The following is a 19597-nucleotide window of genomic DNA, read 5'->3' as shown; positions in this document are numbered from 1 at the left end:
TTAAAATAAGGTGAAAAAATGAAAAACACGCAGAACCATCTCAATATGTCTTACGTCTGGATGATATGTCTGGTCGCTGCCTGTGGCGGGTTACTTTTTGGCTATGACTGGGTGGTGATTGGCGGTGCCAAACCCTTCTATGAAGCCTATTTTGGGATTACCGATCCGGCTCAGTCAGGATGGGCGATGAGCTCCGCATTAGCGGGCTGTGTTTTTGGTGCGCTGATTTCTGGCTGGTGCGCCGATCGCTTTGGTCGCAAGTTGCCGCTGATAATTTCAGCCATTCTATTCTCTGCTTCCGCGTGGGGAACGGCGGTGGCAACGCACTTTGATTGGTTCGTGTTTTACCGCATCGTTGGCGGCGTGGGCATTGGTCTTGCTTCAGCGCTGAGCCCAATGTACATCGCCGAGGTAAGTCCGGCTGAAAAACGGGGCAAGTTTGTTGCTATCAACCAGCTGACGATTGTTATTGGCGTTTTGGCCGCTCAGTTGGTTAACCTGATGATCGCTGAACCCGTTGCCAGCTCGGCAACCATGCAGGACATCTTACAAAGCTGGAATGGACAAGTTGGCTGGCGCTGGATGTTTGGCGCTGAGCTGGTTCCGGCGGTGCTGTTTTTACTCCTGATGTTCTTGGTGCCTGATTCCCCGCGCTGGTTGGCGAAAGCCGGTAAACAGGACAAAGCGGAACGCATGCTAAGACGTATCGGTAGTGCTGAATATGCGCGTGAAACGATTGCCGATATTCGTGCAACGCTCGGTGAAAATACGCAAAAAGTGGCGGCAAGTGAACTCCTGAATCCACGCGTCAGGCCGATTATCGTGATTGGGATCGTACTGGCAGTTTTCCAGCAATGGTGTGGGATCAACGTGATCTTTAACTATGCGCAGGAGATCTTTGCGTCGGCCGGTTTTGATATCAATAGCACGCTTAAATCGATAGTGGCGACAGGGCTGATTAACCTGATCTTCACCATTATCGCCTTACCGCTGGTGGATAAGCTGGGGCGTCGCAAATTAATGCTGCTTGGGGCGGCTGGCCTAACCATTATTTACGTGCTGATTGCCGGTGCCTATGCGCTGGGCATTATGGGGTTGCCGGTTTTACTGCTGGTACTTGCCGCGATTGCGATTTACGCCTTAACGCTTGCACCGGTGACGTGGGTGTTGCTGTCTGAAATCTTCCCTAACCGCGTGCGCGGTATGGCGATGTCAGTCGGGACTTTGGCGCTGTGGATTGCCTGTTTCTTACTGACTTACACTTTCCCGCTGTTGAATGCGAATTTAGGGGCATCGGGAAGCTTCCTACTCTACGGCATCATCTGTGCGCTCGGGTTTGTGTTTGTATTACGCAGCGTGCCTGAAACCAAAGGCGTTACCCTTGAAGCACTAGAACATCAGCTGGCGGGAAGCACTAAACCCGTTGAACCCAGCGTGAAACAAGCATGATGGATATTTATACCCTCTCAAACCCGCGGTTTCGGCTGCGGGTGACTCCGCAGTCAGCGGCGATCTTAAGTTTTGACGACGTGGGTAGTGACACTGCAATTCTACGCCCTTATCAGCGAGATACGGGATGGCATCCGGGCGAAAGCGCATTGTTTCCCATGTTACCTTTAGCGAACCGAGTGCGAGATAATCGCTTTTGCTTAGCCGGACGTGAAATTTGTCTGCCAGATAGCACCTTGGATAACCAATTCTTTTTACACGGAGATGGCTGGCTACAGCGCTGGCAGCTGCAAGATTTGAGCTGCACACACATTGCACTCGGGCTGCGTGTGCAACATAGCTGTGGTTTTGATTATTCGGCGAGTTTGGTTTATCGGCTCACGGACGAAGGACTTAGCGCGCATCTCACGTTACGTCACTGTGGCGCAGAACCCATGCTGTATGGGCTAGGTTTTCATCCTTTTTTTGTGAAAACCCCGCAGACGCAAATACAGTTTTCCTCTTCCGGCTATTGGCCGGAGGGCGAACTGCATTTGCCCTTAGCATGGCAGGGCGATACGCCAACAGAGCTGGATTTCACCCGCACGAAAGTGCCGGATAATATGTGGATGAATCACGGCTATTCGGGATGGAACGGCGTGGCACATTTAGCGACGCCGAATCAGCCGACAATATCGTTACGCAGCTCCGCGTCTTACCTGATGCTGTTTCAAATGCCTGATGAACCGTTTATCTGCTTTGAACCGCAAAGCCATCCTGTTGATGCTCATAATATGGATGGACAACCGGGGTTGGTGTTGTTGGGGAAAGGGGAGGTGACGGAGATGGGGATGAGGGTGGAGGTGGGGGGATAGTTGGCAAGAAAGGCTGCTATTTTCTGTTTGAGCAGTGAAGTTTTTCGTCCGCCCATTAGTCAATACCGCTCTATGAAACCATTGGTGTAGGCGTCCGACGAGAGGTTGCCAGCGCGCAACCTCTCGACTCTCGCGCTTTTTACCGAGTCGTTTGGCCGACCGGTCTCGGAGCGTACATCCTGTACGCCCTCAACCTGCCACCAGCATCCCTGCTGGCGGCTCTAAAATGCATTCTTTCAACTTGAAAAAACAAAAGACAAAAGACAAAAGACATTTTTATTTTTTTAATTGTTTAAGTCTTGGCAGTTAGAGCAGTGGAAACAGGAGGTTTCCACTAGGGGAGGAGGCGCCATGGATGGCGCATGCCGACCCGGCGCGGAGATGGCATTGCGGATAAAAGAGCGCGGGTTAAGGGTGGGCGCTCTGGCCCACCCTTATCGGACGCCTTCGACTTAGTTTGTATGTGAATACCGGTGCTGATAGGCGGTCGAAACCTTACACAATGCTCATATAAACAACGGCGGTCGAGACCTCACACCACCTTATGTGGCCCAAAACACTCATAGTGCATACGGTCGGCATCGACGCCCAGTTCTTGTAACTGTTTGGCGACATGTTGCATAAATCCGACTGGGCCGCAGAAGTAGTAGTGCATTTCTGGGTTATTCAATTTATCAGCGAGTGGGGTGATATCCATGAGTCCCTGATAGTTGAAATCAATATCAATGCGATCGTCAGCGCTGGTTTCTTGCAGCCAGACGTGGCTTTGAGCCTGAGGCATTGCGGAGATAATGGTGTTAACTTCATCAGCAAAGGCGCGAACCTTGCTGTTTTCAGCTGCGTGTAGCCACTGAATCTCGCCCTGATGACCGCGAGCCTGTAAGGTGCGCAACATGCCGAGCATTGGCGTTTGGCCGACGCCGCCAGAAATCAATGCAACAGGCGCGTTTTCTTTAACTTCCAAGAAGAAATCACCGTGTGGAGGCGCGATTTGGATCACGTCGCCTTCTTGCGCGATATCATGCATAAAATTCGATACTTGTCCCTGACCTTCACGTTTCACGGCAATACGATAGTATTCGCCGTTTGGCTCATTGGTCAGAGAATATTGACGAATCTCCTGATGCGGCAGGCTTGGGTGGCGAATATAAACAGCCAAATATTGACCCGGCTGGAAATCGGCTACGCGGCTTCCATCTTCAGGCACCAAAATGAAGCTGGTGATTAAGTCGCTTTGCTTCTCTTTCTTAAGGATTTTGAACGAGCGAAGTTCGCGCCAGCCACCCTCAGTGGTTTCACTTTGTTGGTAAATCTGAGATTCACGCTGGATAAAGACATCAGCCAAAACGCCATAGGCTTTGCCCCAAGCTTCCAGAACTTCGTCACCCGGATTAAACATTTCTTCTAAGGTTTTCAGCAGGTGATGACCGACGATTTGATACTGTTCTGGCTTAATGTTAAAGCTGGCGTGCTTCTGGGCAATGCGTTCAACGGCGGGCAGCAGCGCTGCTAGATTTTCAATATTAGTGGCGTAAGCACAAATTGCGTTAAACAGCGCTTCTCGCTGATCGCCATTGCGCTGATTACTCATATTAAAAATCTCTTTTAGCTCGGGATTGTGCTCAAACATCCGGTCGTAAAAGTGTGCAGTGAGCTTTGGCCCCGTAGCCGCTAATAGTGGAATTGTGGATTTAACTGTGGCGATGGTTTGGCTATCCAACATAAAAAAGTCCTCGTCATTGCAGGTGTTTTAATTGATGTATTTTAAATGCAACTTACAGATTTTTCTTTGAGCTGTAAATCCCTATTTTTGTTGTGCTGATGTTATTTACATAGCGCTTTTATCGCTTTTGTTTCACCAAGGTGAAATTGTTGCATATCACATTTGAAGAAAACTCCTGCTGGCATGCGTCTTCATGTGCAGTATTAAAGCCTTATGCAGCGCCAAGCCAAACGTTTGCGTAAAAACATGGCCTAGGGTCTATCGTAACAAGGTGAAAACATATTACACTGTGGGCAGTCGCCTTACGGGGTGTGTTTTTATTGAACAATAGCGAATAGACAATTCAGGTTAGCTGAGTCAGGAGAAGCGGATGTTAAAGCGTGAAATGAACATTGCCGATTACGATGCCGAGCTGTGGCAGGCAATGGAGCAGGAAGTCGTGCGTCAGGAAGAGCACATTGAGCTTATCGCATCAGAAAACTATACCAGCCCGCGTGTTATGCAGGCTCAGGGCTCTCAGCTGACCAACAAATATGCTGAAGGTTACCCAGGCAAGCGCTACTACGGCGGTTGCGAATACGTTGATATCGTTGAACAACTGGCCATCGATCGTGCAAAAGAGCTGTTTGGCGCTGATTATGCCAACGTACAGCCACACTCCGGTTCTCAGGCAAACTTTGCCGTATACACTGCGCTGTTACAGCCAGGCGATACCGTGCTGGGTATGAACTTAGCGCACGGCGGCCATTTAACTCACGGTTCTCCGGTTAACTTCTCCGGTAAACTGTACAACATCGTTCCTTACGGCATCGATGAAAGCGGCCATATCGACTATAACGACTTGGCAGCTCAAGCTGAAAAACACCAGCCGAAAATGATCATCGGTGGTTTCTCTGCTTATTCTGGCGTGGTTGACTGGGCGAAAATGCGCGAAATTGCTGACCGCATCGGTGCTTATCTGTTTGTTGATATGGCTCACGTTGCTGGTTTAGTGGCTGCGGGTGTTTATCCAAACCCTGTTCCTCATGCGCATGTTGTGACTACCACGACGCACAAAACGCTGGCTGGCCCGCGTGGCGGCCTGATTTTGGCCAACGGTGGCAGCGAAGAGATGTATAAAAAGCTGAACTCAGCGGTATTCCCTGGCGCACAGGGTGGTCCACTGATGCACGTGATTGCCGGTAAAGCCGTTGCCCTGAAAGAAGCAATGGAGCCTGAGTTTAAGGCTTACCAACAGCTGGTTGCTAAAAACGCCAAAGCGATGGTCGAAGTATTCCTGAACCGTGGTTACAAAGTGGTTTCCGGCGGTACTGAAAACCATCTGTTCCTGCTGGATCTGGTTGATAAAAATATCACCGGTAAAGATGCTGACGCCGCACTGGGCCGTGCAAATATCACCGTGAACAAAAACAGCGTGCCTAACGATCCGAAGAGCCCGTTTGTGACTTCAGGTGTTCGTGTTGGTACTCCGGCTATTACCCGCCGTGGCTTTAAAGAAGCTGACGCGCGTGAATTGGCTGGTTGGATGTGTGACGTGTTGGATAACATCAACGACGAAGCCACCATCGAACGTACTAAACAGAAAGTATTGGATATTTGCGCACGCCTGCCGGTTTACGCATAATCTTTTTGCTTGATGTAAAAAGCCCGCTTTGAAAGCGGGCTTTTTTGTCTCTGAAAACTGTCTATTTGTCTGCCAGTACGCCTTCCTGCATCAACCATGCACCAAAACTCACGGCGATCAGACACAGCTCTTCTGGTGGAAAATGAATATGGTAATCGCGTTCGATATGACGAACGGCCTGTTGAGTCATATTCATCAAGCCGGGATAAAGCAGTTCGATTTCATCTAACAACAGATTACTGATTTTTAAGCCAAATAAGCATCGTTCAATGGCGGGGCCCATATGGGCAAACAGCTGAGTACAAAGCTGTTCTCGATGGCTAAATGTCACGTGGGTGGCATGTTCTATTTGCCGAATGGCAAACTCAATCTCATCCATCAAGCGCCGATCTTCTGGGTAGACATGGGGTAAATAGCGGTGGGTTTTGATAAGCGTTAATAACAGCGTGGTAAATTCTGATTCAAGCTCCAGTGCGGGATCTGGCAATTGTCCATAAGCGGCATGACATAGATTTCTTGCCACACCGTATTCCTCTTTGGCTTGCAACCAGCGTTTGAGATGTGCAGGAAATACCGGGAGCTGTGTCATTTGTCTTTGATAATGGCTGTAGTGTAAGAAAGACTGAATAAGATCGCGCTGCTGGTCGCTAAAAATACGCTGTAAGGTGGCTTCGGCCTGTGCAAGCACATCGATGATTTGCTGCGAAAAATGCGCTGTAGTAATACCCGTTGAGCTTTCATTGATGCGGGGCACAAAAATAGTTTCAATACTGTTGGGAACAAGCCGCTGAGAGCGCCTTAACCAATGCAGCAAACAAAGTCGCTGATCGTAAGCTGAGCCTTGCAGCCGGTAGCCTTGTTTAGGATGGAAGATCACACGCAGTGCATGAAAACGCATGATTTCCTGCGCCACACTGTGAATATCTAATTCGGCTTGTGCAGGCAAAACGCGATTAATCCGGCTAATGGTGGCCAGATGTAGCGGGGTTGTCGGTGTGAAAAGCAATAGCACAAGATTACAGTGCCTTTGCTGTGCTGAGAGCTCAGGCACCAGAGGTGTGTCTAAACTCATATTCATATCTCTTTAGTTTCGGTCAGTGAATGAACATGTTTTGTTGGCTAAGAATAGCAAAGTTGTGCAAAGGCGCGGTGCTGATGTGCCATGTTTTTGTATTTTTGTGATACAGAAATGAATGAATTTGATTTCCTGCCGCGCTTTGCGGCTGTTGCTGAGGAGTAAACAGGACGTTTATGTCGCATTTTGAGATTAAAAAACAGCGATTTCTGCGCTGGTCTGGTTGGTTAATTATGATCATCGGGCTTATTTTTTCGCGCGCGGGGTTAGCGCACCCGCATAGTTTTATTGAGATGAAAAATGCGTTTGTTGTGAACGATAACCAACTGATCGGAATGAACATGACGTGGACGATGGATCCACTCACGTCAGCCGATTTGCTCTACGATGCAGGCAATGCGGCGAATGGGTCGGAAATCTGGAAACAGTTGGCTGCAGAAGTGATGGCAAACGTGATTGGTCAGCACTACTTTACTGAATTCTACCATGATGGCAAAAAGGTCAAATTCCTCGATCGCCCACGCCAATATCATCTCAGCCGCGATGGCAATAACGCTATTTTGTCATTTGAAATGCTGCTGGCAAAACCACAGCCTTTGAACGCTCATTTTTCTGTATTGACCTACGATCCCACTTATTACGTGGATATGATCTACACAGATGCGGCTTCTATCACTCTGCCTGTCGATGTTCAGGCGAGGTGTAAATTAGCATTGATAACGCCTAAACCAGATACGTCGCTGCAAGCCTATGCGCAGAATCTTGATAAAGCGGATGCTCCTGACGAAGACATGGAGCTCGGTAAGCAGTTTGCGCAGCGCGTGGAGATCACATGTCATTAATCCTGCCGACAACCCGCAAAAAACCGACACGATGGCGCTATGTGCCTTTGGCAATAGCGGCATTGCTGCTGATTTCAGCGTTGGTGTATGGCGCTGTTCACTGGAACGATTGGCTTTTCGTGGCGATCGAATGGCAAAAATCATTGCATCAATCGATGTCTCAGCTTCTACAGCAGGTTGGAAATAATGCAAAACAGGCTGGTTTAACACTGGTTGCGCTAAGTTTTGCCTACGGCGTCCTTCATGCTCTGGGGCCCGGGCATGGCAAAGTCGTGATAACGACTTATTTAGCCACTAACCCATCTCGATTACGCAGCAGTGTACGCCTGACATTAGCCGCTTCGTTGCTACAAGGACTGGTCGCGATAGCTCTTGTTTCAGGGGTATTAGGTGTTTTACAACTTTCGACGCGCTATCTGCATCAAAGTAGTTTCTGGCTAGAGAAAGCCAGTTATTTGCTGGTGGTTGTTTTAGGCGCGGCACTTTGTTGGCGCGCTCTGAGGAAGGTCTTCGCGCTTAGGCGGCAGACGCCTTCGACTCCCTTGCAGATTTCAGCCATTAAACCGTTGAATCAGAGTACTCATCAGGAGCATCGACACTCGGCTAACTGCGGTTGTGGGCACAAACATGTGGCGAGCGATAGTGAAATTGCGGCGGCGACTACGTGGAAAACGCAGTTTGCCGTTGTTGCAGCGATGGGAATGCGGCCGTGCTCGGGGGCCATCTTGGTATTGTTATTTTCCAAAGTCATCGGGGTTTATGGCTGGGGTATTTTAGCCGCGATGGCAATGGCGGCGGGGACGGCATTAACGATCAGTGGAATTGCGCTTTTGGTTCATGTGGCGCGGCAGATAGTTGTTCGCTGGGCGATTGAACGAGGCCGCAGTTTCAGCCCATATTGGGGATTACTGCTGATGTTTATCGGTGGCGCGTTGCTTATTTTTATTGGGTTGCTGATGTACCAAAGCGCAATTCCAGTAGGGATGGGCAGTGGCAGAATTTTTGGGCGTTAACGCATCGTGATAAAAACAAAAAAACCGTCTTTAAGACGGTTTTTTTGTGCCAGTTAGGTTAGCGGCCTTTCTGGCGGAGTCTCATTATCGAGGTAACGTACACAAGTAAAATTACCGAGATAAACAAGCGCATCACAGTGGCTTATTTTTAACCTATCCCGCCGTGGAAGTCAAAGAATCTAGAGCGCCTAGTGGGGGTTTTTAACACAAATGTTTTTTGTGGTGTTGATAAAAACATCATGTTTAATAAATGATTAATTGCGGAGTATGCTTTCTAGCGGCCCTTTTCGCTGCCTTGCAAGCAGGCGCCGGATCGAAGGAAAGGAAATCCGCTGATCGTAAATGCAAGCGCATCACAGTGCTTGTTTTCACAGTAGGATCTCCGGTGGTGTTGCTGTGAAGCGGTCTTTGCATGGATCGCGCAATGAAACGGAACGTTTGTATCCTGCTTATTGTTTCTGGCTCGTTACTGTCGCTGGGAAAAGGGAGTTAGAATATTTCCAATAATTCGGTCTCGGTGACGGTTAACCTGTCTGGCAAGTCGCTAAAATGAAAAAACCGCCCGAAAGGGCGGTTTTTTTACTCAACGAGCGGAAGTATTAACGCTTCAACGCTTCGCTCAGTTCGTCACGGACATTGGCCAGAATGGATTTCACCACGCGAGGGTTGCCCGCGATGATGTTGCCAGAGCTCAGGTAGTTGTGGCCGCCAACGAAGTCAGTTACCAAACCGCCCGCTTCACGAACCAGCAATTCGCCACCGGCAAAATCCCAAGGCTTCAGGCCGATCTCAAAGAAACCGTCAACGCGACCTGCGGCAACATAGGCCAGATCAAGCGCTGCAGAACCAGTGCGACGGAAGTCTGCACACTGAGTAAACAGTTTACCAAGGATGGCAATGTAAGCAGGAGCGTGCTGTTTGACTTTGAACGGGAAGCCGGTCGCCAGAATGGTGCCGTCTAAATCTTTAGCGGTTGTGCCGCGCAGACGATAGCCGTTCAGCTGTGCACCCTGACCGCGGGTTGCAGTGAACAGTTCGTTACGCATTGGATCATAGACCACAGCAACTTCTGTACGGCCTTTGATGCGTACAGCGATAGATACCGCGAAGTGTGGAAGACGTTTGATGAAGTTTGCAGTGCCATCCAGTGGATCAACTACCCATTGAATGTCGTGATCTTCACCGACCAATTCACCGCGTTCTTCGCTGATAATCGTGTGCTTAGGGTAAGACTTACGGATAGTCTCAATGATCAGGTGTTCAGCGTCACGGTCAACGTTGGTCACGAAATCGTTGCTGCCTTTCTGTGTAGTTTCAACAGCGTCAGGAGTTTCGTAATTTTTGGCAATCAGGTTACCAGCCTTACGCGCAGCGCGTATGGCGATATTCAGCATCGGATGCATGGGTATCTTCCACGGGATGTTAAAGAACAGGAAACGGCGCGCAGTATAGCAGGCTGCGAATTAAACAGCCACGCCTGATTTCAATTCGTTTCTTCTTTATATTTGGCAAAACTATCGTGATGAGGCGTTTTGCTAGGCCAACGAAAAGCCAATAATGAGAATTCTATCAGAAACGGATTAAATCAATAGAAACGATCAATAGACGCTTTATGTTAAGATATCACGATTATCCAAACCAAATCAGAGTTAGCATGCTGGACAACATTCGTATTGTGCTGGTGGAGACTTCCCATACCGGAAACATGGGTTCGACTGCACGAGCTATGAAAACCATGGGGTTAACCAACCTCTATCTCGTTAATCCACTGGTAAAGCCAGATTCTCAGGCTATTGCCTTATCTGCGGGTGCCAGCGATGTGATTGGTAATGCCACGATCGTGGATACTTTCGATGAAGCAATTGCCGGTTGTAGCTTGGTTGTCGGAACAAGCGCTCGTTCGCGTTCACTGCCTTGGCCAATGCTAGAGCCGCGTGAATGTGGCCAGCGCAGCGCGATGGAATCTGAACATGCGCCAGTGGCGATAGTGTTTGGTCGTGAGCGTGTGGGCTTGACCAATGATGAGCTGCAAAAGTGTCATTATCATGTCGCCATCCCAGCTAACCCAGAATATAGCTCTCTGAATTTAGCCATGGCGGTGCAGATCATCGCGTATGAAATTCGCGTAGCACATCTGGATCGTATTGCTGCTCACCAGCCGGTAGCAGAAGAAGAGCCATATCCGTTGGTGGACGATCTCGAACGTTTCTACGCTCATCTAGAAGAAACGTTGCATGCGACAGGCTTCATTCGCCCAACGCATCCTGGAAATATCATGAGCCGCCTGCGTCGATTGTTTACGCGTGCGCGTCCTGAAGCGCAAGAATTGAACATTTTGCGCGGTATTTTGGCTTCAATTGAGAAGCAAGAGCACGGAAAGCACTAATTCATGACTGCTTTCATCGGAATATCATAGTAAAATACACAGGTATTCCGATGAGTAAGATGCTGATAGTAAACAGGGATTGTTGTTCCAGTGGTAACGTTTTTTTAACAAGATGTAATAGTTGAGTGAATTACTAGGTTAAATAGTTGACTGTTTTACTCAGGAATGAGAAAATTAACACGTTCGATAAGTAAGCGTGTTTCATCTTTTTTCTTAAAGGTTACTATTTGCCATGAGACTGACATCCAAAGGCCGTTACGCTGTTACAGCTATGCTTGATGTGGCATTGCACTCCCAGGAAGGGCCAGTTCCGCTGGCAGATATTTCCGAACGTCAGGGCATCTCGCTCTCTTATTTGGAACAATTATTTTCACGCCTGCGCAAAAATGGATTAGTTTCCAGCGTGCGTGGGCCAGGCGGTGGTTATTTGCTGGGTAAAGACGCAGCCGAAATCGCCGTAGGTACCGTGATCACTGCCGTTGATGAATCTGTTGATGCAACGCGCTGTCAGGGTAAAGAAGGTTGTCAGGGTGGAACTCGTTGTCTGACGCACACGCTATGGCGTGACCTGAGTGAGCGTATCAGCGGTTTTCTGAATAACATCACTCTGGCTGAATTGGTGAATAACCAAGAAGTGCTGGATGTTGCCGATCGCCAGAATTCCGATACGCGTCGTGGTGCCAATACTAACGGTCGTCAGGACACGATTAACGTGAATCTGCGCGCATAAGCAGCTGCGACGACGAGTCATAACACTTTCTTTAAATGTACTAATTTGGAAGTGATGTACGGAGCAAGAGAATGAAATTACCGATTTATCTAGACTATTCAGCCACTACGCCAGCCGATCCGCGCGTAGCTGAGAAGATGATGCAGTTTTTAACCTTGGACGGTACTTTCGGTAACCCGGCTTCGCGTTCCCACCGTTTCGGGTGGCAGGCGGAAGAAGCGGTAGATATCGCACGTAACAACATTGCTGAACTGGTCGGTGCCGATCCGCGTGAGATCGTCTTTACCTCCGGTGCAACCGAATCTGACAACCTGGCGATTAAAGGCGCTGCCAATTTCTATCAGAAAAAAGGCAAGCACATCATCACCAGCAAAACCGAACACAAAGCTGTGCTGGACACCTGCCGTCAGTTAGAACGTGAAGGCTTTGAAGTGACCTATCTGGCACCGCAGCGCAACGGTATTATCGATCTTAAAGAGCTGGAAGCAGCCATGCGTGAAGATACCATCGTGGTTTCTATCATGCATGTGAACAATGAAATCGGCGTGATTCAGGACATCGAAGCTATCGGTGAACTGTGCCGCAGCCGTGGCATCATCTTCCACGTTGATGCGACGCAAAGCGTAGGCAAATTGCCTATCGATTTGAGCAAATTGAAAGTCGATTTGATGTCTTTCTCTGGCCACAAAATTTATGGCCCGAAAGGTATTGGTGCACTGTACGTCCGTCGTAAACCACGCGTTCGTATTGAAGCACAGATGCACGGCGGTGGTCATGAGCGCGGTATGCGTTCAGGTACCTTGCCTGTTCATCAGATCGTCGGTATGGGCGAAGCTTACCGTATCGCTAAAGAAGAAATGGCTACCGAAGTTCCACGTCTGCGCGCGCTGCGCGATCGTCTGTGGGATGGATTAAAAGATCTTGAAGAAGTGTACCTAAATGGTTCTTTAGAGCACGGTGCACCGAATATCCTGAACGTAAGCTTTAATTACGTCGAAGGCGAATCGCTGATTATGGCTCTGAAAGATCTGGCCGTGTCTTCTGGTTCTGCCTGTACTTCTGCGAGTTTGGAGCCGTCATACGTGCTGCGTGCTTTGGGAATGAACGATGAGTTAGCACACAGCTCAATTCGTTTCTCATTGGGTCGCTTTACCACGGAAGAAGAGATCGACTACGCCATTGCTCTGGTTCGTAAGTCTATTGGCCGTCTGCGTGACCTGTCTCCGCTGTGGGATATGTTCAAGCAGGGCGTAGACATCAGCACCATAGAGTGGGCTGCTCATTAATCTCAGGATTCAAATTTAAGGAGTAACGTTATGGCTTACAGCGACAAAGTTATTGATCATTATGAAAATCCGCGCAACGTTGGTTCTTTCGATAACGAAGATCCAACCATTGGCAGCGGCATGGTCGGCGCACCTGCGTGTGGCGACGTGATGAAGTTGCAGATTAAAGTCAACAATGAGGGTATCATTGAAGATGCTCGCTTTAAGACTTATGGCTGTGGTTCAGCAATCGCATCAAGTTCACTGGTTACCGAATGGGTAAAAGGCAAGTCTCTCGATCAGGCTCAGGCTATCAAAAATACGGATATTGCCGAAGAGCTGGCTCTGCCACCAGTGAAAATTCACTGTTCGATTTTGGCTGAAGACGCCATTAAAGCGGCTATTGCAGATTATAAAACGAAGCATTCCGCTAAGTAATTTGTAGACGTTTTTCAGTGAGTTTCAGGGCTGGCGATTTAAGACTGAATCGCCAGTAGCCGTTATCAGAGAAACGCTTAACAAGAATTGAGGTTGTTGTATGTCTATTAGCATGAGCGACGCTGCCGCACAGCGCGTACAGACATTTTTGGCTAACCGCGGTAAAGGGTATGGCTTACGTCTGGGAGTGAGAACTTCTGGCTGTTCGGGAATGGCGTATGTACTGGAATTTGTTGATGCACCTAACGAAGATGATGTGGTGTTTGAAGACAAAGGCGTAAGAGTGATCGTTGATGGTAAAAGCTTGGCGTACCTTGACGGTACTCAGCTGGACTTCGTGAAAGAAGGCTTGAACGAAGGCTTCAAATTCAACAACCCAAACATGACTAGCGAGTGCGGCTGCGGCGAAAGCTTTAACGTCTGATTGGCTGGGCTGCTGACGTATCGCAACGTTTTGTATATCCGTCATAATGCGAGCCGCATGTGCGTTGGCTACGTTTGTTCATCCTAGCCAATTTCTAGGGTTCCACAAACTTGCCGCTTTCCTGCAACTCGAATTATTTAGGGTATATGAGGTATTTTGGGATACCTCATCCACAGACCAACATCAGAGCACGGCATGGATTACTTCACATTATTCGGGCTGCCGGTTCGCTACCCAGTGGACGGCAGCCTTCTTGCTTCACGCTATCAGGAATTGCAGCGCCAATTCCATCCCGATCGCTATGCGTCTAAACCTGAACGCGAGCGTATGCAGGCTATTCAACAAGCTGCCACCATCAATGATGCCTATCAAACGTTAAAACATCCCCTTAAGCGCGCAGAGTATATGCTGTTGTTACAAGGGTTTGACTTAGGCAATGAACAGCACACTATGCGCGATACGTCGTTCCTGATGGAACAACTTGAACTGCGTGAAGAGCTGGATGGTATTACGCGGCATACCGATCCTGAAGAGGCGCTCATGGCCTTTTCTGCGCGGATCGCTAAAATGACCAAAACGCGCAGTGCGCAAATGCTTTCCGAACTGGATCAACAGCAGTGGGAATCAGCCGCAGACACCGTGCGTAAGCTACGTTTTCTCGACAAGCTACAGCAGCAAGTGGAACAACTCGAAGAAAAACTGCTGGGCCTATAACCGATTTTTGATTGCGTTGATTCAATTGATGTTTTCAAACAGAAATTGTTCTGACAAATCTTGTTTAACGGAAGCTCAAGATGGCTTTATTGCAAATTAGTGAGCCGGGGCTGAGTGCTGCTCCGCATCAACGCCGTTTAGCGGCGGGTATCGATTTAGGTACTACCAATTCATTGGTGGCGACCGTGCGCAGCGGCCAAGCAGAAACTCTGGCCGATGCGCAGGGCCGTCATTTGCTGCCTTCTGTCGTTCATTATCTGAAAGATGACATTGTGGTTGGCTACGAAGCTCGCCAACAGGCAGCGCAAGATCCGGTTAATACCATCAGCTCCGCTAAGCGTCTCATGGGACGCTCTTTGGCTGATGTGCAGGCGCGCTATCCGCATATGCCGTATCAGTTTGAGGCGAGCGAAAATGGTTTGCCGATGATGATCACGGAAGGGGGCTCGGTTAACCCTATCCAAGTCTCTGCCGAGATCTTAAAAGCGTTGGCTGAACGCGCCAAAGTGACCTTGGAAGGTGAGCTTGATGGCGTGGTCATTACCGTTCCTGCCTATTTTGATGATGCTCAGCGTCAGGGAACCAAAGACGCTGCTCGTTTAGCCGGCCTGCACGTGTTGCGTTTGCTCAATGAGCCAACGGCGGCAGCGATTGCCTATGGTCTAGACTCCGGCCAAGAAGGCGTTATTGCGGTCTACGATTTGGGCGGCGGCACCTTCGATATTTCTATCCTGCGCCTAAGCCGTGGCGTATTTGAAGTGCTGGCAACCGGCGGCGATTCCGCGCTGGGCGGCGATGATTTCGATCACCTGTTAGCCGATTTCCTGCGCGAACAATCAGGCTATGCCGATCGCAGCGATGCGCGTATTCAACGCCAGTTCCTTGACGTGGCGGTTGAGGCCAAGATCGCACTCAGCGATGCTGAAAAAGTCGACGTTGAAGTTGCGGGTTGGAAAGGCAGCGTGACTCGTGAAAAGTTTGATGAACTGATTGGTACGTTGGTAAAACGTACTTTGCTGTCATGCCGCCGTGCGCTGAAAGATGCAGGCGTGACCGCTGATGAAGTGATTGAAGTGGTTATGGTTGGCGGTTCAACGCGCGTTCCGTTGGTTCGTGAGCTGGTCGGGGAGTTCTTTGGTCGTACGCCATTGACCTCTATCGACCCTGACCGCGTGGTGGCGATTGGCGCAGCTATTCAGGCCGATATTCTGGTGGGTAATAAGCCCGACTCAGAAATGTTGCTGTTAGATGTGATCCCACTGTCGCTTGGTTTAGAAACCATGGGCGGTTTAGTTGAGAAGGTGATCCCGCGTAATACCACCATCCCAGTGGCGCGAGCGCAAGAATTTACCACTTTCAAAGATGGCCAAAATGCCATGATGATCCACGTGGTACAGGGCGAGCGTGAGCTGGTGCAAGACAACCGCTCTCTGGCGCGTTTCACACTACGTGGCATTCCGGCAATGCCTGCGGGTGGCGCACATATCCGTGTGACATTCCAAGTTGATGCCGATGGTCTGCTGAGCGTTACCGCGATGGAGAAATCCACCGGCGTTCAGTCGTCGATTCAGGTCAAGCCTTCATATGGTTTGAGCGATGACGAAATCATCACCATGATTAAAGACTCCATGGCTAATGCCAGTGGGGATATCAGCGCGCGTATGCTGGCAGAACAAAAAGTTGAAGCGGCACGCGTGCTTGAGAGTCTGACCGGTGCCTTGGCAGAAGATTCTGCGCTGTTAAGTGAGTCAGAGCTGAGCAACATTAAACAGGCTGTAGCTGCATTAGAGCAGGCCGCTGCGGGTGATGTTGCCGGAGATATTGAAGCTGCGATTAAAGTGCTTGATGCACAAACGCAAGAATTTGCTGCGCGCCGGATGGATGCATCTGTTCGCCGAGCGCTGGCTGGTCATTCTGTGGATGAGGTTTAAAAATGCCAAAAATCGTATTTCTTCCTAATCAGGAGCACTGCCCTGAAGGCGCAGTTCTTGAAGCTCAGGAAGGCGAAACGATTCTCGACGTTGCTCTACGTAACGGAATCGAAATTGAACATGCCTGCGAAAAGTCTTGCGCATGCACAACCTGCCACTGCATCGTTCGCGAAGGTTTTGACTCGCTGGATGAAAGCAGCGAGCTGGAAGACGACATGCTGGATAAGGCTTGGGGCTTAGAGCCGGAAAGCCGTCTGAGCTGTCAGGCAAAAGTGGCGGATCAGGATCTGGTTGTTGAGATCCCGCGTTATACCGTTAACCACGCTCGCGAGCATTAAAAATAAGCGATAACGCTTGTTTGGGAGAATATTATGGGTCTGAAGTGGCAAGACAGCCGCGAGATTGGCGAAGCGCTGTATGATGCGTTTCCGGATATCGATCCTAAAACCGTTCGCTTCACCGATATGCACCAATGGATTTGCGATTTAGAAGATTTCGACGATGACCCTACAAAATCGAACGAAAAAATTCTGGAAGCTATCCTGCTAGTCTGGTTAGATGAAGCAGAGTGAAAATTAAAGGGCTACCTGTGAAGGTGGCCCTTTTACTACAATCCAAATTACTACAATCCAGATATTGATAGAACACGCTAATCGCAAATCAATTTCACTGAAAAACTAACGATTAATAATGATACCCGCGCTTATTCGAGCTGCCATACAACGACGTGTCGCTGCAAATACGCTGGGTATATCAGGAGAAGATTTATGTCGACCGAATTTATGCCCGTAAGCCTATCCCATCAGCCAGCCGATGCGCGCTGGGGCGAAAAAGCATTGCTGAGTTCCGGTAGCGAAGGGATGGTTATTCATTTGAACGGTAATGGCGAGCTTGTTGCCGTTCAGCGCGCTGCGCGCAAGCTTGACGGACAGGGCATCAAACAGGTTCATCTTGCCGGTGAAGGTTGGGACTTGGAAAAATGCTGGGCTTTTTGGCAGGGTTATCGTGGGCCAAAAGGATCGCGTCAAATGCAGTGGCCCGACCTGAGCGAATCCGATCGCGCTGAATTAGATCGTCGCTTGAAGATCGTCGATTGGGTGCGTGACACGATCAATGCGCCAGCCGAAGAAGTGGGGCCATCTCAGCTGGCACAGCGCGCGGTTGATCTGATGTGCAGCGTTGCCTGTGACAATGTGAGCTACCGTATCACCAAAGGTGAAGATCTGCGCGAGCAAGGCTATATGGGCTTGCACACGGTGGGTCGCGGCTCGGAGCGTTCTCCTGTGCTGTTGGCTCTGGATTACAACCCAACGGGAAATCCTGACGCTCCTGTTCTGGCCTGTTTGGTGGGCAAAGGTATCACCTTTGACTCCGGCGGCTACAGCATGAAGCAAAGCGCCTTCATGGATTCTATGAAATCAGACATGGGTGGCGCAGCTACGGTCACCGGAGCGTTGGCGCTGGCGGTTTCTCGTGGTTTGAATCAGCGTGTAAAACTTTATCTTTGCTGCGCGGATAATCTGGTTAGCGGCAATGCGTTCAAGCTAGGCGACATTATTACCTATCGCAACGGTAAAACCGTTGAGATTATGAATACCGACGCGGAAGGGCGTTTAGTCTTGGCTGATGGCCTGATTGATGCTTCCGAGCAAAATGCGGCGATGATCATTGACTGTGCAACCTTGACCGGTGCGGCTAAAACGGCGCTGGGTAATGATTACCATGCCCTGTTTAGCTTTGATGACGCCTTGGCTGCTGACATGCTGCAAAGCGCTGAGCAAGAGAATGAAGCTTTCTGGCGCTTGCCGCTGGCTGAATTCCACCGCAGCCAGTTGCCATCTAACTTTGCTGAGCTCAATAACATTGCCGGTGCGGCATACGGCGCCGGCGCAAGTACAGCAGCGGCGTTCCTGTCTTATTTCGTTAAAGAATACCGTCAAGGCTGGCTGCATATTGACTGCTCGGCAACCTATCGCAAAAGCGCTGTCGATCAGTGGGCCGCGGGCGCAACCGGTTTAGGCGTGCGTGCGCTGGCTAATTTACTGCTGGAAAAAGCGAAAGCGTAATTAACAGACCCCTCCCTAACCCTCCCCTTCGCAGGGGAGGGGATCGATCATTGTCTAATGTACTATCGAGCACGGTCTGCCCCTCCCCCTGTGAAGGGGGAGGCTGGGAGGGGGATATACCGATCACTTTGGAGCACCCGATGAGTTCTTATCATCACGATCACCACCATGACACCCCAGAAGAGCAGCTTGAAAAAAGCTTGGAAAAGGCGGTAAAAGATCCCGCTTATCGCACTTTGTTTTACCGCACGCTGCTGGACTCTACCGTTTATATTCTGGCTGAAAGCGGCGTTCAGGATAAAGGCGAGCTTATTATTGCTCCTAACGGTGAGCTGAATGTACAGCATTGGGAAATGCAAGACGGACTCTCGACGATCCCGTTTTTCTCTTCGTTGAAGATGTTGCAGCAGGCGGTAGAAGACGAAGAACAACCGTTTATGGCGTTACCGGTTCGCGATCTGTTTGCGATGACCAAAGGCGCTCAGCTGTTTTTGAATCCAAAATGTGAATATGGCAAAGCTTTCTACGCGCAGGAAGTTGCAATGTTGCTGCAAACGGGCGGTATGGCACAGCCGATGGAGCAAGTGGTTGATGGCGGAAGCAAAATTTTGCTTGGACAGCCTGAAGCGTATCCGTCTGCCATGGTGGATGCGTTAACCACGCTGTTTACCCAACGTAAGATCGTACGTAATGCCTATTTAGCGATATTTCAGGATCAGGCGGTTGATGAAAAACCTAATTTACTGATTGGGTTAGAAATTGATGGCACCGATGAAGAGATCGACTTGCTCATTCAAGAAACGGGCAGCTTGGCGAGCGAAACTGCGCCAGAAGATGAGCCGGTAGATCTTTGCCTCGTCACCGATGAAAAAGGGGATGCCGTGAGTCATTATCTGAAAACGCATACCCAACCGTTTTATCAGCGGCGCTGGGGCAGTTGGCTCCGCAACAGCATTCCTTCCAGCGGAACTGCCTAATATCGAAATAACGTTGAGAGCCGCAAGGCTCTCTTTGTCATTTTAGGCCTAGCATAATCTGAATTAAGTCTTCGCCATTTCACTTT

19 protein-coding genes are annotated in these 19597 nt (G+C 49.5%); 16 read left to right on the top strand and 3 right to left on the bottom strand.

The features are described 5' to 3' along the window. Positions 1–18 precede the first annotated feature (18 nt). The gene (locus RSC70_RS10815) at positions 19–1449 is read left to right on the top strand and encodes a sugar porter family MFS transporter (RefSeq protein WP_040047052.1); all 1431 of its coding nucleotides are present in this window, start codon (positions 19–21) and stop codon (positions 1447–1449) included. Then, the gene (locus tag RSC70_RS10810; protein WP_332542394.1) at positions 1446–2303 is read left to right on the top strand and encodes an aldose 1-epimerase; all 858 of its coding nucleotides are present in this window, start codon (positions 1446–1448) and stop codon (positions 2301–2303) included. Before RSC70_RS10815 ends, RSC70_RS10810 begins: the two co-directional genes overlap by 4 nt. A 532-nt stretch (positions 2304–2835) precedes the next feature. Here the strand turns inward: RSC70_RS10810 and hmpA are convergent. After that, the gene (gene hmpA / locus RSC70_RS10805) at positions 2836–4026 is read right to left on the bottom strand and encodes an NO-inducible flavohemoprotein (RefSeq protein ID WP_130998046.1); all 1191 of its coding nucleotides are present in this window, start codon (positions 4024–4026) and stop codon (positions 2836–2838) included. Between the two features lie 370 nt (positions 4027–4396). Here hmpA and glyA point away from each other — a divergent pair, with 370 nt between their 5' ends. Beyond that, on the top strand, positions 4397–5650 hold the full coding sequence (gene glyA, locus RSC70_RS10800) for a serine hydroxymethyltransferase (RefSeq protein WP_025800410.1): 1254 nt from the start codon (positions 4397–4399) through the stop codon (positions 5648–5650). 61 nt (positions 5651–5711) lie between these two features. On the opposite strand, the gene RSC70_RS10795 is transcribed toward glyA, so the two are convergent. Then, entirely contained in the window at positions 5712–6722 is a 1011-nt protein-coding gene (locus RSC70_RS10795) for a PRD domain-containing protein (RefSeq protein WP_130998047.1), read from the bottom strand. Between the two features lie 179 nt (positions 6723–6901). Here RSC70_RS10795 and RSC70_RS10790 point away from each other — a divergent pair, with 179 nt between their 5' ends. Together RSC70_RS10790 and RSC70_RS10785 are read left to right on the top strand one after the other, a co-directional pair. Further along, positions 6902–7567 (top strand): DUF1007 family protein, encoded by a 666-nt coding sequence (locus tag RSC70_RS10790; RefSeq protein WP_332542393.1) that lies wholly within the window; start codon positions 6902–6904, stop codon positions 7565–7567. Beyond that, positions 7558–8580: a nickel/cobalt transporter gene (locus tag RSC70_RS10785; RefSeq protein WP_332542392.1), complete on the top strand. Its 1023-nt coding sequence runs from the start codon at positions 7558–7560 to the stop codon at positions 8578–8580. The genes RSC70_RS10790 and RSC70_RS10785 overlap by 10 nt, the downstream gene beginning before the upstream one ends. A 599-nt stretch (positions 8581–9179) precedes the next feature. Here the strand turns inward: RSC70_RS10785 and suhB are convergent. After that, entirely contained in the window at positions 9180–9983 is an 804-nt protein-coding gene (gene suhB, locus RSC70_RS10780) for an inositol-1-monophosphatase (RefSeq protein WP_040047047.1), read from the bottom strand. A 251-nt stretch (positions 9984–10234) separates the two neighbouring features. On the opposite strand from suhB, the gene trmJ reads away from it, so the two are divergent. From trmJ to sseB, 11 genes are all read left to right on the top strand, one after another. Next, entirely contained in the window at positions 10235–10966 is a 732-nt protein-coding gene (trmJ, locus tag RSC70_RS10775; protein WP_025800415.1) for a tRNA (cytosine(32)/uridine(32)-2'-O)-methyltransferase TrmJ, read from the top strand. Between the two features lie 232 nt (positions 10967–11198). Beyond that, positions 11199–11696: a Fe-S cluster assembly transcriptional regulator IscR gene (gene iscR / locus RSC70_RS10770; protein ID WP_004847474.1), complete on the top strand. Its 498-nt coding sequence runs from the start codon at positions 11199–11201 to the stop codon at positions 11694–11696. Positions 11697–11767: 71 nt separating this feature from the next. Beyond that, the gene (locus RSC70_RS10765; protein ID WP_004847473.1) at positions 11768–12982 is read left to right on the top strand and encodes an IscS subfamily cysteine desulfurase; all 1215 of its coding nucleotides are present in this window, start codon (positions 11768–11770) and stop codon (positions 12980–12982) included. A 30-nt stretch (positions 12983–13012) separates the two neighbouring features. Next, positions 13013–13399 carry a Fe-S cluster assembly scaffold IscU gene (gene iscU, locus RSC70_RS10760; protein WP_004847471.1) on the top strand — a complete coding sequence of 129 codons (387 nt, stop codon included), beginning with the start codon at positions 13013–13015 and terminating at the stop codon, positions 13397–13399. Positions 13400–13499: 100 nt separating this feature from the next. After that, complete coding sequence (iscA, locus tag RSC70_RS10755) at positions 13500–13823, top strand: iron-sulfur cluster assembly protein IscA (RefSeq protein WP_025800418.1); 324 nt, start codon at positions 13500–13502, stop codon at positions 13821–13823. A 195-nt stretch (positions 13824–14018) separates the two neighbouring features. Next, a complete protein-coding gene (gene hscB / locus RSC70_RS10750) occupies positions 14019–14537 on the top strand; it encodes a co-chaperone HscB (protein ID WP_332542391.1) in 519 nt (172 codons plus the stop codon). A gap of 80 nt (positions 14538–14617) precedes the next feature. Beyond that, the gene (hscA, locus tag RSC70_RS10745; protein WP_282807919.1) at positions 14618–16468 is read left to right on the top strand and encodes a Fe-S protein assembly chaperone HscA; all 1851 of its coding nucleotides are present in this window, start codon (positions 14618–14620) and stop codon (positions 16466–16468) included. Between the two features lie 2 nt (positions 16469–16470). After that, on the top strand, positions 16471–16806 hold the full coding sequence (gene fdx / locus RSC70_RS10740; RefSeq protein WP_025800421.1) for an ISC system 2Fe-2S type ferredoxin: 336 nt from the start codon (positions 16471–16473) through the stop codon (positions 16804–16806). A gap of 33 nt (positions 16807–16839) precedes the next feature. Then, complete coding sequence (gene iscX / locus RSC70_RS10735; protein WP_025800422.1) at positions 16840–17040, top strand: Fe-S cluster assembly protein IscX; 201 nt, start codon at positions 16840–16842, stop codon at positions 17038–17040. 195 nt (positions 17041–17235) lie between these two features. Further along, a complete protein-coding gene (gene pepB, locus RSC70_RS10730; RefSeq protein ID WP_130998050.1) occupies positions 17236–18534 on the top strand; it encodes an aminopeptidase PepB in 1299 nt (432 codons plus the stop codon). Positions 18535–18674: 140 nt separating this feature from the next. After that, complete coding sequence (gene sseB, locus RSC70_RS10725; RefSeq protein ID WP_332542390.1) at positions 18675–19511, top strand: enhanced serine sensitivity protein SseB; 837 nt, start codon at positions 18675–18677, stop codon at positions 19509–19511. The last annotated feature ends 86 nt before the right edge of the window (positions 19512–19597 follow it).

The organism is Hafnia sp., assembly GCF_036648275.1.
In the GTDB taxonomy this organism is placed as follows: domain Bacteria; phylum Pseudomonadota; class Gammaproteobacteria; order Enterobacterales; family Enterobacteriaceae; genus Hafnia; species Hafnia alvei.
Note: the sequence above shows the minus strand (reverse complement) of the source record. Positions and strands in the feature narration are given on the sequence as shown.

Excerpts from the sequence above, each read along its gene's own strand:
- iscX (WP_025800422.1), top strand. The coding sequence starts at position 16,840 with ATGGGTCTGAAGTGGCAAGACAGCCGCGAGATTGGCGAAGCGCTGTAT.
- RSC70_RS10785 (WP_332542392.1), top strand. The coding sequence starts at position 7,558 with ATGTCATTAATCCTGCCGACAACCCGCAAAAAACCGACACGATGGCGC.
- iscU (WP_004847471.1), top strand. The coding sequence starts at position 13,013 with ATGGCTTACAGCGACAAAGTTATTGATCATTATGAAAATCCGCGCAAC.
- RSC70_RS10815 (WP_040047052.1), top strand. The coding sequence starts at position 19 with ATGAAAAACACGCAGAACCATCTCAATATGTCTTACGTCTGGATGATA.
- RSC70_RS10790 (WP_332542393.1), top strand. The coding sequence starts at position 6,902 with ATGTCGCATTTTGAGATTAAAAAACAGCGATTTCTGCGCTGGTCTGGT.
- RSC70_RS10795 (WP_130998047.1), bottom strand. The coding sequence starts at position 6,722 with ATGAGTTTAGACACACCTCTGGTGCCTGAGCTCTCAGCACAGCAAAGG.
- hmpA (WP_130998046.1), bottom strand. The coding sequence starts at position 4,026 with ATGTTGGATAGCCAAACCATCGCCACAGTTAAATCCACAATTCCACTA.
- fdx (WP_025800421.1), top strand. The coding sequence starts at position 16,471 with ATGCCAAAAATCGTATTTCTTCCTAATCAGGAGCACTGCCCTGAAGGC.
- sseB (WP_332542390.1), top strand. The coding sequence starts at position 18,675 with ATGAGTTCTTATCATCACGATCACCACCATGACACCCCAGAAGAGCAG.
- trmJ (WP_025800415.1), top strand. The coding sequence starts at position 10,235 with ATGCTGGACAACATTCGTATTGTGCTGGTGGAGACTTCCCATACCGGA.
- hscB (WP_332542391.1), top strand. The coding sequence starts at position 14,019 with ATGGATTACTTCACATTATTCGGGCTGCCGGTTCGCTACCCAGTGGAC.
- RSC70_RS10765 (WP_004847473.1), top strand. The coding sequence starts at position 11,768 with ATGAAATTACCGATTTATCTAGACTATTCAGCCACTACGCCAGCCGAT.
- hscA (WP_282807919.1), top strand. The coding sequence starts at position 14,618 with ATGGCTTTATTGCAAATTAGTGAGCCGGGGCTGAGTGCTGCTCCGCAT.
- iscA (WP_025800418.1), top strand. The coding sequence starts at position 13,500 with ATGTCTATTAGCATGAGCGACGCTGCCGCACAGCGCGTACAGACATTT.
- pepB (WP_130998050.1), top strand. The coding sequence starts at position 17,236 with ATGTCGACCGAATTTATGCCCGTAAGCCTATCCCATCAGCCAGCCGAT.
- glyA (WP_025800410.1), top strand. The coding sequence starts at position 4,397 with ATGTTAAAGCGTGAAATGAACATTGCCGATTACGATGCCGAGCTGTGG.
- RSC70_RS10810 (WP_332542394.1), top strand. The coding sequence starts at position 1,446 with ATGATGGATATTTATACCCTCTCAAACCCGCGGTTTCGGCTGCGGGTG.
- suhB (WP_040047047.1), bottom strand. The coding sequence starts at position 9,983 with ATGCATCCGATGCTGAATATCGCCATACGCGCTGCGCGTAAGGCTGGT.
- iscR (WP_004847474.1), top strand. The coding sequence starts at position 11,199 with ATGAGACTGACATCCAAAGGCCGTTACGCTGTTACAGCTATGCTTGAT.